Below are 14,740 nucleotides of genomic sequence, written 5' to 3'. Positions count from 1 at the left end.
TGCGGGAGAAGCGCGCCGCCGGGGATGATGCCAGGGGCCGATAGGCCGGGGACATCCCCGATAACGGGTGGCCAACTCGTACGCGAAAGACGGGTATTGCTGCGGTTCGGGACCCTGGTGCGACGTGCGGATCCCGCCATATCCTCCGCTCATGGAGCTCGAGGTGAGGCACCTTCGCGTGCTGTGCGCCATCGCCGATACCGGCAGTGTGCGCAAAGCGGCGCGGCAGCTGGGGATGACCCAGCCGTCCTTGACGACGCAGCTCCGAAGGATCGAGAGCGCCCTCGGGGCCAGCTGTTCTCCCGGGAGCGCACGGGCAGCCGCCCGACGCCGCTGGGGCGGACGGTCCTGTGCCGGGCGCGGCCACTCGTCGCCGAGATGAACACGCTGGTGGCCGAGACTCAGGCGGCGGTCGTCAGGGCCGCCGGACCGCATCTGCGGATCGGCGGCACGGCGAGCCGCGCCATGGCCGGGTGGGTCAGCAGGGTGCACGCACGGCTGCCGGACGCGGACACCACGATCCGGGTGGACGTGTCGGCCAACGCCCTGCTGCAGATGGTCGCGCTGAACCAGCTCGACGTCGCCTTCGTCCACGAGGTCGAGGGCGCGCCGTTACGGATCCCGGACGGTCTCGAACGGCGGATCCTCGTCGCGCGGGAACCGCAGTTCATCGCCCTGCACGCGCACCATCCGGCGGCGCGCCAGAGCGTGGTCCCGCTGTCCGACGTCGCCGGCGACCGCTGGATGGTCGACCCGAGTGTCGACGGCGAGTGGGACGGTGTGCAACGGGCCCTGCGCGCATCGGGGTTCACGCCGCGAGTGGCGTACGGGGACTATCTGACCGCCGCCGACATGGTGGCCGCGGGTGAGGCGGTCGCCCCCTGTCAGCCGACCTCGCAGCCGCGGCACGGCATGGCCATCCGGCCGCTGCGCGGCGACCCGATAGCGGTCGAACTCTTCATGGCCTCACGGGCGTTTCCCGAGGGCACGGCCGGTGAGGTGGGAACCGCCAAGGTCGACGCGCTCTACGCCGACCTGGTGGCGGCCTACCGGGAGGCGGCCGCCGCGGCGACCACGTACCGGCAGTGGCTGGCCAGGAACAACCGGCCGCTGCTGTACGTGGACGAGGACGAGCTGTCCCGGTCCGCCGGCTGCGCCTGACCCCCGACCGCCCGATGCCCGGACGCCTGACGCCGCCGGAACGGGTCAGCCCGCGTCCGGCGGCTGGAAGGCGGCGAGCAGGCGTTCGGCGGCGAGCGTCGCGGTGAGGGTGCCTTCGCGGACCTGCCGCTCCACGACGGGCGCGAGACCACGGACGTCGGGGTGCTCGCGCACCCGGGCGAGGAGCTGGTCGCGGACCATGGACCAGGTCCATTCGATCTGCTGATCGCGCCGCTTCGCCTCCAGCCGGCCGTCGGTCAGCAGGACGCGCCGGTGCTGTTCGAGGCGCTCCCAGACCGTGTCGAGTCCGCTGTTCTCGCGTGCACTGCAGGTGAGCACCGGCGGCGTCCACCCCGCGTCCAGCGGCTGCAGCAGCCGCAGCGCGCCGGCCAGCTCGCGGGCGGCGGAGGCGGCCTCGCGCTCGTGCGGACCGTCGGCCTTGTTGACGGCGACGATGTCGGCGAGTTCCAGGACACCCTTCTTGATGCCCTGCAACTGGTCGCCGGTGCGGGCCAGGGTGAGCAGCAGGAAGGAGTCGACCATGTTGGCCACGGCGGTCTCGGACTGGCCGACACCGACGGTCTCGACGAGCACCACGTCGTAGCCAGCCGCCTCCATGACGATGATCGACTCACGGGTGGCCCTGGTCACGCCGCCCAGCGTGCCGGAGGTGGGGGAGGGCCGCACGAAGGCCGCCGGGTCCACCGCGAGCCGCTCCATCCGGGTCTTGTCGCCGAGGATGGAGCCGCCGGTCCTGGTCGAGGACGGGTCGACGGCGAGGACCGCGACCCGGTGGCCGAGACCGGTGAGCAGGGTGCCGAGTGCGTCGATGAACGTGGACTTGCCCACGCCGGGCACCCCGCTGATGCCGACCCGGCGGGCCGTTCCCGAGTGCGGGAGCAGCTCGGTCAGCAGCCGCTGGGCCAGCTCGCGGTGGGCCGGGCGGGTGGACTCGACGAGGGTGATCGCACGGGCGATGTGCGGCCGCGACCCGTCGAGGACGCCCTTGATGTAGCCGTCGATGTCGATCGTGGGTGCCATCGGCTCACAACTCGTGGCCGAGAGCGGCGGCGAGGGTGTTCAGCAGGTCGTACGCCGCGTCCGGAATGACGGTGCCGGGCGGGAACACCGCCGCCGCGCCCGCCTTGTGGAGGGTCTCGATGTCCTGCGGCGGGATGACGCCGCCGACGACGATCGTGATGTCCTCCCGGCCCGCCTCGGCGAGCTGCTCGCGCAGCGCCGGCACCAGCGTCAGATGGCCGGCCGCGAGCGAGGAGACACCGACGATGTGCACATCGGCCTCGACCGCCTGCCGCGCCACTTCGGCCGGCGTCTGGAACAGCGCGCCGACGTCGACGTCGAATCCGAGGTCGGCGAAGGCGGTGGCGATCACCTTCTGGCCGCGGTCATGGCCGTCCTGGCCCATCTTGGCGACCAGGATGCGCGGGCGGCGGCCCTCGGCCTCGGCGAACGCGTCCGCCAGCTTGCGGGTGCGCTCCACGCCGGGTGACGTTCCCGCCTCGTCTCGGTACACACCGGTGATGGTACGGATCTGGCCGACGTGCCGCCCGTACACCTCCTCCAGGGCGTTCGAGATCTCGCCGACGGTCGCCTTGGCACGTGCCGCGTTCACCGCGAGTGCGAGCAGGTTGCCCTCCAGGCCGCCGCCGGGCCGGTTCCCGTCCCGGGCGGCCGCGGTCAGCGCGCGCAGCGCGTCCTGGCAGGCGCCCTCGTCGCGCTCCTCGCGCAGCCGCCGCAGCTTCTCGATCTGCTGGGTGCGGACCGAGGAGTTGTCGACCTTGAGGACGTCGATCTTCTCGTCCGTGCCGACGCGGTACTTGTTGACGCCGATCAGCGCCTGCCGCCCGGAGTCGATACGGGCCTGGGTGCGGGCCGCGGCCTCCTCGACGCGCAGCTTCGGGATGCCCGCGTCGATGGCCTTCGCCATGCCGCCCGCGGCCTCGACCTCCTCGATGTGCTGCCAGGCGCGCCGGGCGAGATCGTGCGTGAGCTTCTCGACGTACGCGCTGCCGCCCCACGGGTCGATGACCCGGCAGGTGCCCGACTCCTGCTGCAGGAACAGCTGGGTGTTGCGGGCGATGCGCGCGGAGAAGTCGGTGGGCAGCGCCAGCGCCTCGTCCAGCGCGTTCGTGTGCAGCGACTGGGTGTGGCCCTGGGTGGCGGCCATCGCCTCGACGCAGGTGCGCGGCACGTTGTTGAACACGTCCTGCGCGGTCAGCGACCAGCCGGACGTCTGCGAATGGGTGCGCAGCGACAGCGACTTGGGGTTCTTGGGGTCGAACTGCTTGACGAGTTTGGCCCACAGCAGCCGGGCCGCCCGCAACTTCGCGATCTCCATGAAGTAGTTCATGCCGATGGCCCAGAAGAACGACAGCCGGGGCGCGAAGGCGTCCACGTCCAGACCGACTTCCAGACCCGCGCGCAGGTACTCGACGCCGTCGGCCAGCGTGTAGGCCAGCTCCAGGTCGGCCGTGGCCCCGGCCTCCTGGATGTGGTAGCCGGAGATGGAGATGGAGTTGTAGCGCGGCATCTTCTGCGAGGTGTACGCGAAGATGTCGGAGATCACCCGCATCGACGGCTGCGGCGGGTAGATGTAGGTGTTGCGGACCATGAACTCCTTGAGGATGTCGTTCTGGATGGTCCCGGCGAGCTTCTCCGGGGGCACACCCTGTTCCTCGGCCGCGACGATGTAGAGGGCGAGGACCGGCAGCACCGCGCCGTTCATCGTCATCGACACGCTCATCCGGTCCAGCGGGATCCCGTCGAACAACTGCCGCATGTCGTAGATCGAGTCGATGGCCACGCCCGCCATGCCGACATCGCCCGTGACCCGCGGATGGTCGCTGTCGTAACCGCGGTGGGTGGGCAGGTCGAAGGCGATCGACAGCCCCTTCTGGCCGGCCGCGAGGTTGCGCCGGTAGAAGGCGTTGGACTCCTCGGCGGTGGAGAAGCCGGCGTACTGCCGGATCGTCCACGGCTGGTTGACGTACATGGTCGGGTACGGCCCGCGCAGATACGGCGCGATCCCCGGATAGGTCTCCAGGAAGTCGAGCCCGGCCAGGTCGTCGGAGGTGTAGAGCGGTTTGACGGCGATGCCCTCCGGGGTCTGCCAGAGCAGGTCCTCGTCGTCCTTGCCCGTGCTCTCCCGCACGGCCGCCCGCCACTGGTCACCGGTGATGCCGCCACCGGGGGCGGCATCCGCCGGGCCGTCCGGCTCCAGGCTGATGTCCGCGAAGTCCGGGATCGGTCCCGGCTGCCCCGTGCTGCCCTGCATCACGCCACTCCCATGCGGTCGAGGACGGAGGCGAGGACGGCGACCGCGTCGCCGCCCGCGAAGACGAACTCGTCGACTCCGGCCCGAAGATACGTTTCACGCTGCTCGCCCGGACGGCCCGCGAGGAACACCCGCAGCGCCCCGGCCGAGACCAGGGCGGCCGCCGTGTCCACGGCCTGCTCGGCGTAGAGCTTGTCGCTGGAGCACAGACAGGCCACGGTGGCACCGCTGCGTGCGAACGCCTCGGCGGCCGAGGCCGCGTCGACCGTCACCGGGTCCTGGACGGTCTCGATGCCGCCCGCCTGGAAGAGGTTGGCGGCGAAGCTCGCGCGGGCGGTGTGCGCCGCGGCCGGGCCCAGTGCGGCCAGGAAGGCCCGCGGCCGGGAACCCGTGGCGGCCAGATGGGCGTCGGAGCGGGCCCGCAGCGCCTCGAAGGCGTCGTCGCGCCGGACCGTCGGCAGTCCGCCGCCGTCCCCTTCGGCGACCCCGGCCGGATCGGGCGCGGCCTCGCGCTCCACCGACTGCTCGGCGAGGTTCGGGAACTCGCTGACCCCCGTGATCGGCTCACGGCGGTGCGCGAGGTCCGCGGACCGCTGCTCCCAGGTGCCCGACAGTCGTTCGGCGACCAGGCCGGACCGCAGCGCCGCCGCCTGGCCCCCGGCGCGTTCGATCTCCTGGAACCAGGACCACGCGGCATGGGCCAGCTCGTCCGTCAGCTGCTCCACGTACCAGGAGCCGCCGGCCGGGTCGATGACCCGGGCCAGGTGCGACTCCTCCATCAGGATCGACGAGGTGTTGCGGGCGATCCGCCGGGCGAAGTCGTCCGGCAGGCCGAGCGCGTCGTCGAAGGGCAGCACGGTGACGGTGTCGGCGCCGCCCACCCCGGCCGCCACACAGGCGACGGTGGTGCGCAGCATGTTCACCCACGGGTCGCGCCGGGTCATCATCACCGGCGAGGTCACCGCGTGCTGGCGCTGCGCCCCCGCGGTGGAGGCCGCCCCGCTCGCCTGCGCCACCCGGGCCCAGAGCCGCCGTGCGGCGCGCAGCTTGGCGATGGTCAGGAACTGGTCGGCGGTGGCCGCGTAACGGAATTCCAGCTGGGCGCAGGCCGCGTCGACGCTCAGTCCCGCGGCGGTCAGCGCCCGCAGGTAGGCGACGCCGGTGGCGAGGGAACAGCCCAGTTCCTGCGCGGCCGAGGCACCGGCCCCGTGATAGGGCAGCGCGTCCACCGTCAGTGCCCGCAGCCCGGGGTACTCACGGTCGCACCGCGCAGCGAGCGCGGCGGCGGCAGCCGACTGCGCGTCGAGAGCGGAGTGCCGTCCGGTCCGGGCCGCCAGGCCCAGCGGGTCCGCGCCGAGGTTGCCGAGCGCCGAGTGCGCCGGCACCCCGCGGGTCCCGTACAGGCGCAGCAACTCCGCTGCGGCGGCCTCGAACTCGGGGCCGGCGTCCAGGACGACCGGCGCCAGGTCGAGATAGACACCCTCGAGGGCCGCCGGGATCCCCGACACGGGCATGCCGGTGCCGCCGACCAGCAGCCACAGCGAGGTGACGCCGTTCTCCAGGTCCGCGAGCACGGCCGCGTTGGTGCGCTGCGGATGGGGCCGGGCATGCCGCTGGCGCACGTCCCACCCGGTGCCCGCGGTGCCCTCCGGCCGTCCGGCGCGGGTGAACGGCGGGAAGCCGGGATAGCCGGGATCCGCGGCGCTGTCCTGCGCGGTGTACAGCGGACGGGTGGCGATCCCGTCCTGGAGCATGGTGGACAGCGTTTCCTCGGCCGGGGTACCCGGGACCGCTGTACCCGCTTTGGTGAGAACGCCTTCGACAAGGCGTTGCCACTGCTCGCGGGAAGCGTCGGGGAACTCGTCGGCCAAGGGGAGTCCGGGATCAGGCAGGACCGTCATGAGGAAAGGCTAGGGCAGCCGCTAAAGGCAGGGCAGGCCCACGACTGTGACCTTGCCCTCCTTGTCCGCCCCCACCGTCCTGAACTGGGGCTTTTGAGCCTCCGGCGGGTGGGTGCCGCGGACGGTCAGGGGGGCCGGACGGGTGTGGCGCAGGGGGTGGGTGGGGAGGCCGAACGAGCCGGGGCGGCACTCACCGCTGCCTGATCCATCACGATTCGTCCGCCGGTGGCGCGGATCAGGCCTCGATCGGGGAGGCGGCGTCCAGTACGGAGGCCAGCGCGGCCTGGAGGTTCGCCGAGGCGCCGCGCCGGAAGGCGCGCTCGTAGGCCTCGTCGCCGATGCCGGCGCGCGCCGTCCGTTCGCACTCCTCCCGGATCGGTCCCAACTCCGGCGTCCCGCGCTGGGGATGGCCGACGGTGCGCCAGAAGGCCTGCCCGACGCCGAAGACCCCGGCCGCGCGTTCGGCTTCGCCCTGCGCCGCGATGGCGGCGGCCAGCAGGTCGAGGCCCAGGGCGATGCCGAAGTTGTCGCGCAGGAGCCGCTTGCCGTCGAGCATCGTCCGGGCGTGCCGGGCCGCGGCGGTGGGGTTGCCGGCGAGGAGGGCGACGATGGAGAGCTGGTAGTCGAGGTAGGAGCGGGTCCAGCACTCGTCGAGCTCCACGCACCGGTCGCGCAGTGCTTCCGCCTCGGATCGGGCCTCGGGCAGCTTCCCGAGTCCGATGAGGGCGAACACCCTGACCAGGTGGCAGCGGAACCGGGCGGCCGAGGCGTAGGGCCGGCCGGGTTCCGCCTCCAGGGCGTGATCGGCCGTCACCTGCGCGGCGAGCGGGTCCCCGGTCAGCAGGGAGATCAGCCCGCTGAGATAGGCGGCCGCGACGATCGCCTCGTTGTCGCCGTCCTCCCGCGCCGCGCGGGCGGACTTCTCGCTCAGCCGGCGCGCGGTCTCGTACTGGCCCTGGAGCGTCACGGTCAGGCCCAACGCCCACAGCGCCCGGGTCCGTTCGCGGCCGCGCACCGGGTACCCGGAGAGTCCCTGTTCGAGGTAGCCGCGGGTCTCGTGGAGATGGCCGCAGCCGCTCCAGAAGAAGCCGATCAGTCCGGCGAGGTCCAGCGCGTGCCGGGGGGCCCTGGCGAGGAGGTGGTCCAGGGCGGTGCACAGGTCGGTGCGCGCGTCGTTGACCCAGCGGTACCAGCCGGCCTGGTCGGCGCTGAGCCATCCCGCGTCGGCCTGACGGGCCAGCCGCAGGTAGTGGTACGCGTGGCGGTCGGCCAGGGCGGCATCTTCCGACAGCGCCCGGAGCCACCACTGGCCGTACTCCCTGATGGTGTCCAGCATGCGGTAGCGCAGGCCGTCCCGCCGGACCACCGACTGGGCCACCAGCCGTTCCAGCACGGGGCCGACGGCCTCGGCGCTCAGCGGACCGCCCGAGCACACCGACCGGGCCGACTCGAGGTCGAAGCCGCCCCGGAAGACCGTCAGCCGTGCCCAGAGCAGTCGCTCCAGCGGCCGGCAGAGCTCATGACTCCAGCCGATGGTGGTCCGCAGGGTCCGGTGCCGCTGCGGCCACACGGCGACGGACCGGCTCACCAGGTCGAAGCGGGAGCCGAGCCGTTCGGCGACCTCCTCGACGGTGGCCTGCCCGACCTGGGCGGCGGCGAGTTCCAGCGCCAGGGGGATGCCTTCCAGCCGCCGGCAGATCGCGCCGGCGGCCGAGCCGGCGCCGGTCTCCGTCAGCCGGCCGCCGGATCCCGCGGCGGCGCGCTCGGTGAACAGGGACAGCGCGTCCTGGCCGTCGGCCCGCATCGGGAGGACGCCCATCAGGTGTTCGGCGTCCAGGTCCAGCGGCTGTCTGCTGGTGGCCAGGACGGTCAGGCCGGGAACGGTGGTCAGCAGGTCCGCCACCAGATGCCGGCAGCCGTCGACCAGATGCTCGCAGGAGTCCAGTACCAGCAGCAGTTCCTTGCCGGCGAGCCATGCGCACAGCGCCTCGACCGGCAGCCGGGACGTGTGGTCGGAGAGATCGACAGCGTCCGAGACGGTCGCCAGCAAGAGCCGTTCCCCGTCCAGGGACGACAGGTCGGTCCACCACACACCGTCGCGGAACCGCTCGGCGGCGCGGGCCGCGGCCTGTAACGCCAGCCGGGTCTTGCCCACGCCGCCGGTACCGGTCAGCGTGACCAGCCGGTGACCGGCCAATGCTCCGTCCAGGCAGGCCAGTTCGCTGACGCGTCCCACGAAACTGGTGGATTCCTCGGGAATATGCCCCATCACGGGCCCAGTCTGGCACCAGGTGGCAGCGAGGTCAGGCGCGACGGGGAATCCACCCGCTCCCCGGCGGCGGCCGGCGGGTGTCCGGAACGCGCCCTACCGCTTCGGGATCCGACGATCTACCGTCGAATTAGTTTCCTCAGGCTACCAGTTTACGGGGGCTCCCACCGGAGGTGCACGTTCTCCATGACCCACACCGATGCCACACCGTCCCACGGCGGACCGTCCGCCGCCCGCGCCGCGGACCCCGCCTACCCCGCGCACCGCGGCTGCCCGATGGATCCGCCGGCGCTCCTCGGCGAGCTCCGGCAGCAGGCTCCCGCGTCCCGCGTCACGCTCTGGGACGGCAGCAGGCCCTGGCTCGTCACCCGGCATGCGGAGGCCCGCCAGGTGCTGCGGGACGAACGGTTCAGCGCCGACTCCACCCGTGACGGCTTCCCGTTCGTCTCGCCGTCCGCGACCGCCCTCCGCGACTCGCCGCCCTCGTTCATCCGGATGGACCCGCCGGAGCACGACCGCCAACGCCGCATGGTGACGCAGGAATTCATGATCAAGCGGGTGTCACGGCTCGGGCCCCGCATCGAGCGGATCGTGGACGACCTGCTCGACGACATGATCGCGGCCGGTCCGCCGGCGGACCTGGTCGAGGCGTTCGCACTGCCGCTGCCGTCCCTCGTGATCTGCGAACTGCTGGGCGTGCCCTACGCCGACCACGGCTTCTTCCAGGACCACAGCCGGGTGCTGCTGAACCAGAACACCTCCGTGGCGGAGGTCCGTGCCGCACGCGACGAGCTGAGCGGCTACCTGCGGGAGCTGGTCGGGGAGAAGGCCGTCCGTCCGCAGGACGACCTGCTCAGCCGGCTCCTCGCCGATCACACGGACCATGACGACCTCACCATGGACGACACCGTCCGGATGGCTCTGCTGCTGCTCATCGCCGGCCATGAGACCACCGCCAACATGACGGCGCTGTCCGTCCTGGACCTGCTGCGGCATCCGCGCCAGTGGGAGCTGCTGTGCGCGGACCCGGGCCGGGTGCCGGGAGCGGTGGAGGAACTGCTGCGCCACCAGACCATCGTGCACACCGGACTGCCTCGGGTGGCCCTGGCCGACACGGAGATCGGTGACGTCACCGTCCGGGCGGGCGAGGGCGTGCTCGTCTCGCTGGCCGCGGCCAACCGCGACGAACGGGCCTTCCCCGAGCCGGACCGGCTCGATGTGGAACGTCCCGGCCGCCGGCACCTGGCCTTCGGCTTCGGCGTCCACCAGTGCCTGGGACAGCCGCTGGCCCGACTGGAACTCCAGATCGCCCTCACCGGCATCGTACGGAGACTTCCGGGACTGCGGATCGGCGTTCCCGCCGGGGAGCTGTCGTTCCGTCACACCATGGCGGTGTTCGGCCTCTTCCACCTGCCCGTCGTCTGGTGACCCCGGCCGCCGCCGCGAACCCGCCGTCCCTCCCCATCGTGCAATCGTGCAATCGTGAAGGAGTACCCCGTGCGTGTCACCGTCGACCGCGCCCTGTGCTGCAGCTCGGGCCTCTGCGTCCTGACCGCCCCCGACGTCTTCGACCAGGCGGACGACGACGGCCGGGTGGTCCTGCTGCTCGCCGACCCGCCGGAGAGCGAGGAATCCGCTGTCGAGGAGGCGGTCGCGTGCTGCCCGGCGGGAGCCATCGGCATCAGGGACTGACGCCGCCGGCGGCCCGCCGGGGAAGGCCGGTCAGTGGGACCACTGCCTCCGCTTCGCGCAGATGCACTTGGTGCGGTGACACCGCGGGCAGACCACGCGCACGATGGCGCTCATCGACAGGCGGGAAGAATCCACGGCACACTCCCGGGTCTCGTGGGTGACACTGGTCGCTCGTCGCGTACCCCCCTCCTGGGGAGATCACGCCCCGCTTCCCCGGCGCCCCGCTCGCTGCCCGATCGGGTGAACACCGTTGAAGGACACCAGAGTTGGCGCGGAGCGCAGCCGATGCGGTACCCGGGTCCGCGCGCGGTGGCCCGCCGTGGCCGGTCCGCGGAACGTGTCGTCCGCCCCAGGTCCGTGATCCGGATGCGATATTGAGCCGGTCCTTCACACCGGCTCGGAGCGCGGCGGCCCCCGTCCGGCGCTCCAGAACCCGAGGAATGCCGATGACGCCGTCCGCCGAACCCCTCACGCTGCTCTCCCGCTCCCTCGACCAGACAGGTGCGCTCGTCGCCTCGGTCACCGACGACCAGCTGACGCGGCCGACCCCCTGCCCCGCCTGGACCGTCGCCGAGCTCGTCGATCACCTCGTCGACGGCCTGGGGCGGTCCACGCAGCGGGCCGGCGGCGGCACTCCCACGGCGGGCGGGTCCGGGCCGGGCGCGGGCCGTGGGCGGGCCGAGGCGTTCTCCGACGGCTCCGCGGCGCTCCTCGGGGTCTGGGGGCGGGCCGGCGACCTGACCGGCACGATCGAGCTCCCCGGCATGGGGGAGGTACCCGCCAGGTTTCCCGTCGACCAGCAGATGACCGAGTTCGCCGTTCACGCATGGGACCTGGCGAAGGCGCTGGGCCGGCCTGTCACGCTCGACCCCGAGGTGGGCGAGGCCGCACTCACCTGGGCCCGGGGCGCGCTGCGCCCGGAGTTCCGGGGCGAGGGAGACGGCTCCGCGGCGATCGGCCCTGAGGTGACCGCCCGCCCGGACGCTCCGGTGTACGACCGCCTCGCGGCGTTCTTCGGCCGTGATCCCGGGCAGTGGAGCTGATGCACGGTCTCCCCGTGAGCGGGATCCCGTCGGCGCCGCGATGAGACGTGGACCACCATCCCGGTGCGGATGTCACACTCCGGCCGTCCGCACCGCTCTCAGGTCGCACCAGCGACAGGAGGCCCACGATGTCCGACACCCCGCCCGCTGACAGGGCCCGCGAAACGGCGGCGGACGACGCCACGGGGGTGTTCGTCGGCCATCGTGAGCTGCTGTTCTCCATCGTCTACGACATGCTCGGCAGCGTCGCCGACACCGAGGACGTCCTCCAGGAGACCTGGCTGGCGTGGACGTCCAGGGTCGGAGCGCCCGGTGCGGAGCCGGTCCTCGTCCCGCGCCCGTACCTGGTGCGGATCGCGGTCAACAAGGCGCTGGCCCGCCAGGCCGTGATCAGCCGGCGGCGTGAGACGTACATCGGCCCGTGGCTCCCCGAGCCGCTGATCACACCGCTCACCGACGCGACGGCCACCGGTGACGGCGCCGATGTGGCCGAGCGCACCGAGTCGGTGTCGATGGCACTGCTGGTCGTCCTGGAGACCCTGACCCCGCTGGAACGCGCGGTGTTCGTCCTGCACGAGCTGTTCGGCTACGCCCACACCGAGACCGCGGACATCCTCGACCGCAGTCCCGCGGCGGTCCGCCAGCTGGCGCACCGGGCCCGCGAACACGTGCACGCCCGGCGTCCCCGCTACCGGGCCGACCCGCGGCTGCGGCAGCAGGTGACCGAGCGGTTCGCCGCGGCGGTGTCCGGTGGTGACCTGCAGGCCCTGCTCGAACTGCTGGCGCCCGACGTGACGCTGTGGGCCGACGGCGGAGGCAAGGCCACGGCCGCAGGACTGCGGCCGGTCCACGGTCGCGACAAGGTGGCCAACCTGCTGTCCACCCGCGCCGGCCGCGTCGGCCGCGGCCTGGACATCCGCTACGAGCGGATCAACGGAGACCCGTCGGCAGTCCTGTTCCGTGCCGGATCGCCCTTCGCGGTGCTGGTCGTCGAGCTGGTCCCGGAGAGTGCTCAGGTGCAGGGCATCTACTTCGTGACCAATCCAGACAAGCTCTCCCGCATCGGCTGACGCAGGGGCTGACCCGCAGGGCCTGACCCGCAGGGCCTCCGTCCGACCCGACGGCGGGTCAGTCCCGGTCACTAGAGTGGTGGAGTGACGGAATTCAGCGTTCTTGTCGACACGTCCAGCTGGCAGCCGGGCTTCGAACGACGGCTCCGCGCCGCGTACGGCGCCGTGGGGTATCCCGAGGCGGCGGCGGAAGCCGGCCTCGGACGGACCTGCGAGGGCATCGCCGAGTGGACCGTCGCCGAGATCCGATCGGCCGGCACCCGGGTGGGTTTCGTCGCGGTGACCATGGAAACGGACACCCCCACCGGCCGCATCGGCGACCTCTGGGTCGACGCGACCCACGCCGGGCAGGGCCATGAGCGGGCCGCCAGGTCCTGGGCCGAGGGATGGTGCGCGCGGCAGGGCGCGACGCGGGTCGCCGTACGGCTCGTCGAGCCCGACGGGCTCTTCGCCGACTACCCGGTGCGGGGCCAGCTCCGGATGCGTGTCATCACCGACGCCGCGAGGCCCCTGGACGGGGTCACCGCCCGGCCGATGACGCCGGCGGAGTACCCGGGGTGGCTGGCGGCCGAGAACGCCGCCTTTGCCGCCGATATCATCCGGTCCGGGGCCATGACCCCTGACGAGGCCCGGAAGAGGGCCGACCGCGCCTACACGGAACTGATCCCTCAGGGCCTGGACACCGAGGACCATTCCATCCTGGTCCTGGAGCACGCGGGAGCCCCGATCGGCACCGGGTGGCTGAAGCACCGCCACATCCCGGGGGTGACCTTCGGCTTCTCGCTGGAGATCGATGAGCAACACCGCGGCAAGGGGTACGGCAGGGCCGCGATGGCGGTGGGGGAGCTCGCCACCGTCGAGGCCGGCGACTCCGCCCTGATGTTCAACGTGTTCGGCGGCAACGAGGTGGCGATGAGCCTGTACACCAGCGCGGGCTACCCGGTGGTCGAGGAGACCCGGTCCATCGAACTGCCCCCGGGGACCGGCTCCCTGCCGTAACGGCATCCGGCCCCGCCTCCGGTCCGGTTCCGGCCTCGTCCCGGTCCGGGTGCGTCAGGCGCAGTAGCGGATCAGCCAGTCGTTGTCGGGGTTGCGGCCGAACTGGGGGTCGTTCGGTGGATCCGACGGGCTCTCCTCGACCATCTGCTCCGGCGCTATGCGCTCGGGGAGCTGCCCGAAGCGGGCGGCCCGCCCCTCGGCCGGGTCTTCGGCGGGACGCTGCCCGTCGAGGCCCTGCCCGTTGGAATGACCCGCTCGTTCATGACGTGCGTTCATGGCGACCCCGGACTCGGCTCGGCACAGATCGGAACCCCCTGGTTCCTACTCCGCCAACGAACCACCGGCCCCGGAGATTCCCCGGTCCGTGCCTTGCCGGCTGCAGCCGGAGCGCAGCGACCCGACTTTTAGCACTGTTGGGGGCGATGGTGCAGCCGTTTCGTGAAACGCGTCCGGAACTCGTCGGGTGCCCGTACGGTGACTCGCGTCGACCCTGACCCTGTCGGTACCCCCGCACGATCGTCCCGTAGCTGAGGGAGCCGTCGTGGAAGAGTCCACCATGCCCGTGTTCTCACCGGATCACACCCGTGCCCACGGGGACTGCACCGTGGTGCCGCTCCGCGGCGAGATCGACCTGCTGACCGCCCCTGACCTCACCCGCTTCCTGGACGCCCTGACCGAGGGAGTCCACCCGGACCTGCTCATCGATCTGCGGCAGGTGGACTTCCTCGACGGCAGTGGCATAACGACCCTGGTGCGCGCACGCGGCCGGGCGGTCGCCCGTGACGGCCGGCTCCGACTGCTCTGCACCCACCCGCCGACGCTGCGGATCCTCCGGCTCCCCGAACTCCGGCTGCAGTTCGACCTGCTGGAGCACATGCCGGCCCCCGAACCGGCCCCCGAACCGGCCCCCTAGGCCGTGTCTCCCCAGCCCCTGGTCGGATCCACTCAGGTCCGCGGTCGTCGCGCCGCGAACAGACCGATCACGCCCACCAGGGCGGCGGGCGCTCCCAGCAGCGTCCACACCGGCACGTGGGTGAAGAGACCGATGGCGTTGCAGACCACCCCGAACAAGATCAACGCCTTCCACGGGCCAAGGGGGCCGCGCGTCTGCTGCTGCGTCATTTCCGCTCCTCACTGAGAGTGCCGCGCTGTCCCTGCGGCATGGGTCGAACGTAGCCACGGCCGCGCGGCCCCGTCGCGGGCCCGGCGGCGCCGCAACTCCCGTCGTGCCAGGTCGGAGTGGGGTCACCGAGGAAACAGACGGTCCCCGGTGCGGCCCGCTCCGGGAACACCGGCCGAACAGCCCTTCC

At 72.3% G+C, this 14,740-nt stretch carries 12 protein-coding genes and 1 pseudogene; 7 read left to right on the top strand and 6 right to left on the bottom strand.

The genetic code is table 11. The features are described 5' to 3' along the window. Positions 1-151 precede the first annotated feature (151 nt). Positions 152-1,161: pseudogene (locus LNW72_RS04680) on the top strand (LysR family transcriptional regulator). 45 nt (positions 1,162-1,206) lie between these two features. Here the strand turns inward: LNW72_RS04680 and meaB are convergent. The 4 genes from meaB to LNW72_RS04660 form a co-directional block, all read right to left on the bottom strand. After that, positions 1,207-2,202: a methylmalonyl Co-A mutase-associated GTPase MeaB gene (gene meaB, locus LNW72_RS04675; protein WP_250974184.1), complete on the bottom strand. Its 996-nt coding sequence runs from the start codon at positions 2,200-2,202 to the stop codon at positions 1,207-1,209. A 4-nt stretch (positions 2,203-2,206) separates the two neighbouring features. After that, positions 2,207-4,456: a methylmalonyl-CoA mutase gene (scpA, locus tag LNW72_RS04670; RefSeq protein ID WP_250974183.1), complete on the bottom strand. Its 2,250-nt coding sequence runs from the start codon at positions 4,454-4,456 to the stop codon at positions 2,207-2,209. Then, complete coding sequence (locus LNW72_RS04665) at positions 4,456-6,357, bottom strand: methylmalonyl-CoA mutase family protein (protein WP_250974182.1); 1,902 nt, start codon at positions 6,355-6,357, stop codon at positions 4,456-4,458. The genes scpA and LNW72_RS04665 overlap by 1 nt, the downstream gene beginning before the upstream one ends. 235 nt (positions 6,358-6,592) lie before the next feature. Continuing rightward, positions 6,593-8,626: an NB-ARC domain-containing protein gene (locus tag LNW72_RS04660; protein WP_285370045.1), complete on the bottom strand. Its 2,034-nt coding sequence runs from the start codon at positions 8,624-8,626 to the stop codon at positions 6,593-6,595. 186 nt (positions 8,627-8,812) lie between these two features. On the opposite strand from LNW72_RS04660, the gene LNW72_RS04655 reads away from it, so the two are divergent. The 5 genes from LNW72_RS04655 (at position 8,813) to LNW72_RS41560 (ending at position 13,430) form a co-directional block, all read left to right on the top strand. Continuing rightward, the gene (locus tag LNW72_RS04655; RefSeq protein ID WP_250974180.1) at positions 8,813-10,054 is read left to right on the top strand and encodes a cytochrome P450; all 1,242 of its coding nucleotides are present in this window, start codon (positions 8,813-8,815) and stop codon (positions 10,052-10,054) included. Between the two features lie 69 nt (positions 10,055-10,123). Next, the gene (locus LNW72_RS04650; RefSeq protein WP_250974179.1) at positions 10,124-10,318 is read left to right on the top strand and encodes a 4Fe-4S domain-containing protein; all 195 of its coding nucleotides are present in this window, start codon (positions 10,124-10,126) and stop codon (positions 10,316-10,318) included. A gap of 446 nt (positions 10,319-10,764) precedes the next feature. Beyond that, positions 10,765-11,361 carry a TIGR03086 family metal-binding protein gene (locus LNW72_RS04645; protein ID WP_250974178.1) on the top strand — a complete coding sequence of 199 codons (597 nt, stop codon included), beginning with the start codon at positions 10,765-10,767 and terminating at the stop codon, positions 11,359-11,361. A 128-nt stretch (positions 11,362-11,489) separates the two neighbouring features. Next, on the top strand, positions 11,490-12,431 hold the full coding sequence (locus LNW72_RS04640; protein WP_250974177.1) for a sigma-70 family RNA polymerase sigma factor: 942 nt from the start codon (positions 11,490-11,492) through the stop codon (positions 12,429-12,431). An 84-nt stretch (positions 12,432-12,515) separates the two neighbouring features. Beyond that, on the top strand, positions 12,516-13,430 hold the full coding sequence (locus LNW72_RS41560; RefSeq protein ID WP_250974176.1) for a GNAT family N-acetyltransferase: 915 nt from the start codon (positions 12,516-12,518) through the stop codon (positions 13,428-13,430). Between the two features lie 54 nt (positions 13,431-13,484). Here LNW72_RS41560 and LNW72_RS04630 read toward each other — a convergent pair whose 3' ends face one another. Next, on the bottom strand, positions 13,485-13,706 hold the full coding sequence (locus LNW72_RS04630) for a hypothetical protein (protein WP_138353469.1): 222 nt from the start codon (positions 13,704-13,706) through the stop codon (positions 13,485-13,487). A 265-nt stretch (positions 13,707-13,971) separates the two neighbouring features. Here LNW72_RS04630 and LNW72_RS04625 point away from each other — a divergent pair, with 265 nt between their 5' ends. Further along, positions 13,972-14,343 (top strand): STAS domain-containing protein, encoded by a 372-nt coding sequence (locus LNW72_RS04625; RefSeq protein ID WP_250974175.1) that lies wholly within the window; start codon positions 13,972-13,974, stop codon positions 14,341-14,343. 32 nt (positions 14,344-14,375) lie between these two features. Here the strand turns inward: LNW72_RS04625 and LNW72_RS04620 are convergent, their stop codons facing one another. Then, on the bottom strand, positions 14,376-14,552 hold the full coding sequence (locus LNW72_RS04620) for a hypothetical protein (RefSeq protein WP_250974174.1): 177 nt from the start codon (positions 14,550-14,552) through the stop codon (positions 14,376-14,378). Positions 14,553-14,740 lie beyond the last annotated feature (188 nt).

The sequence above is a fragment of the Streptomyces sp. RKAG293 genome (assembly GCF_023701745.1).
GTDB lineage: Bacteria > Actinomycetota > Actinomycetes > Streptomycetales > Streptomycetaceae > Actinacidiphila.
This window is presented reverse-complemented; position numbering and strand designations above follow the sequence as displayed.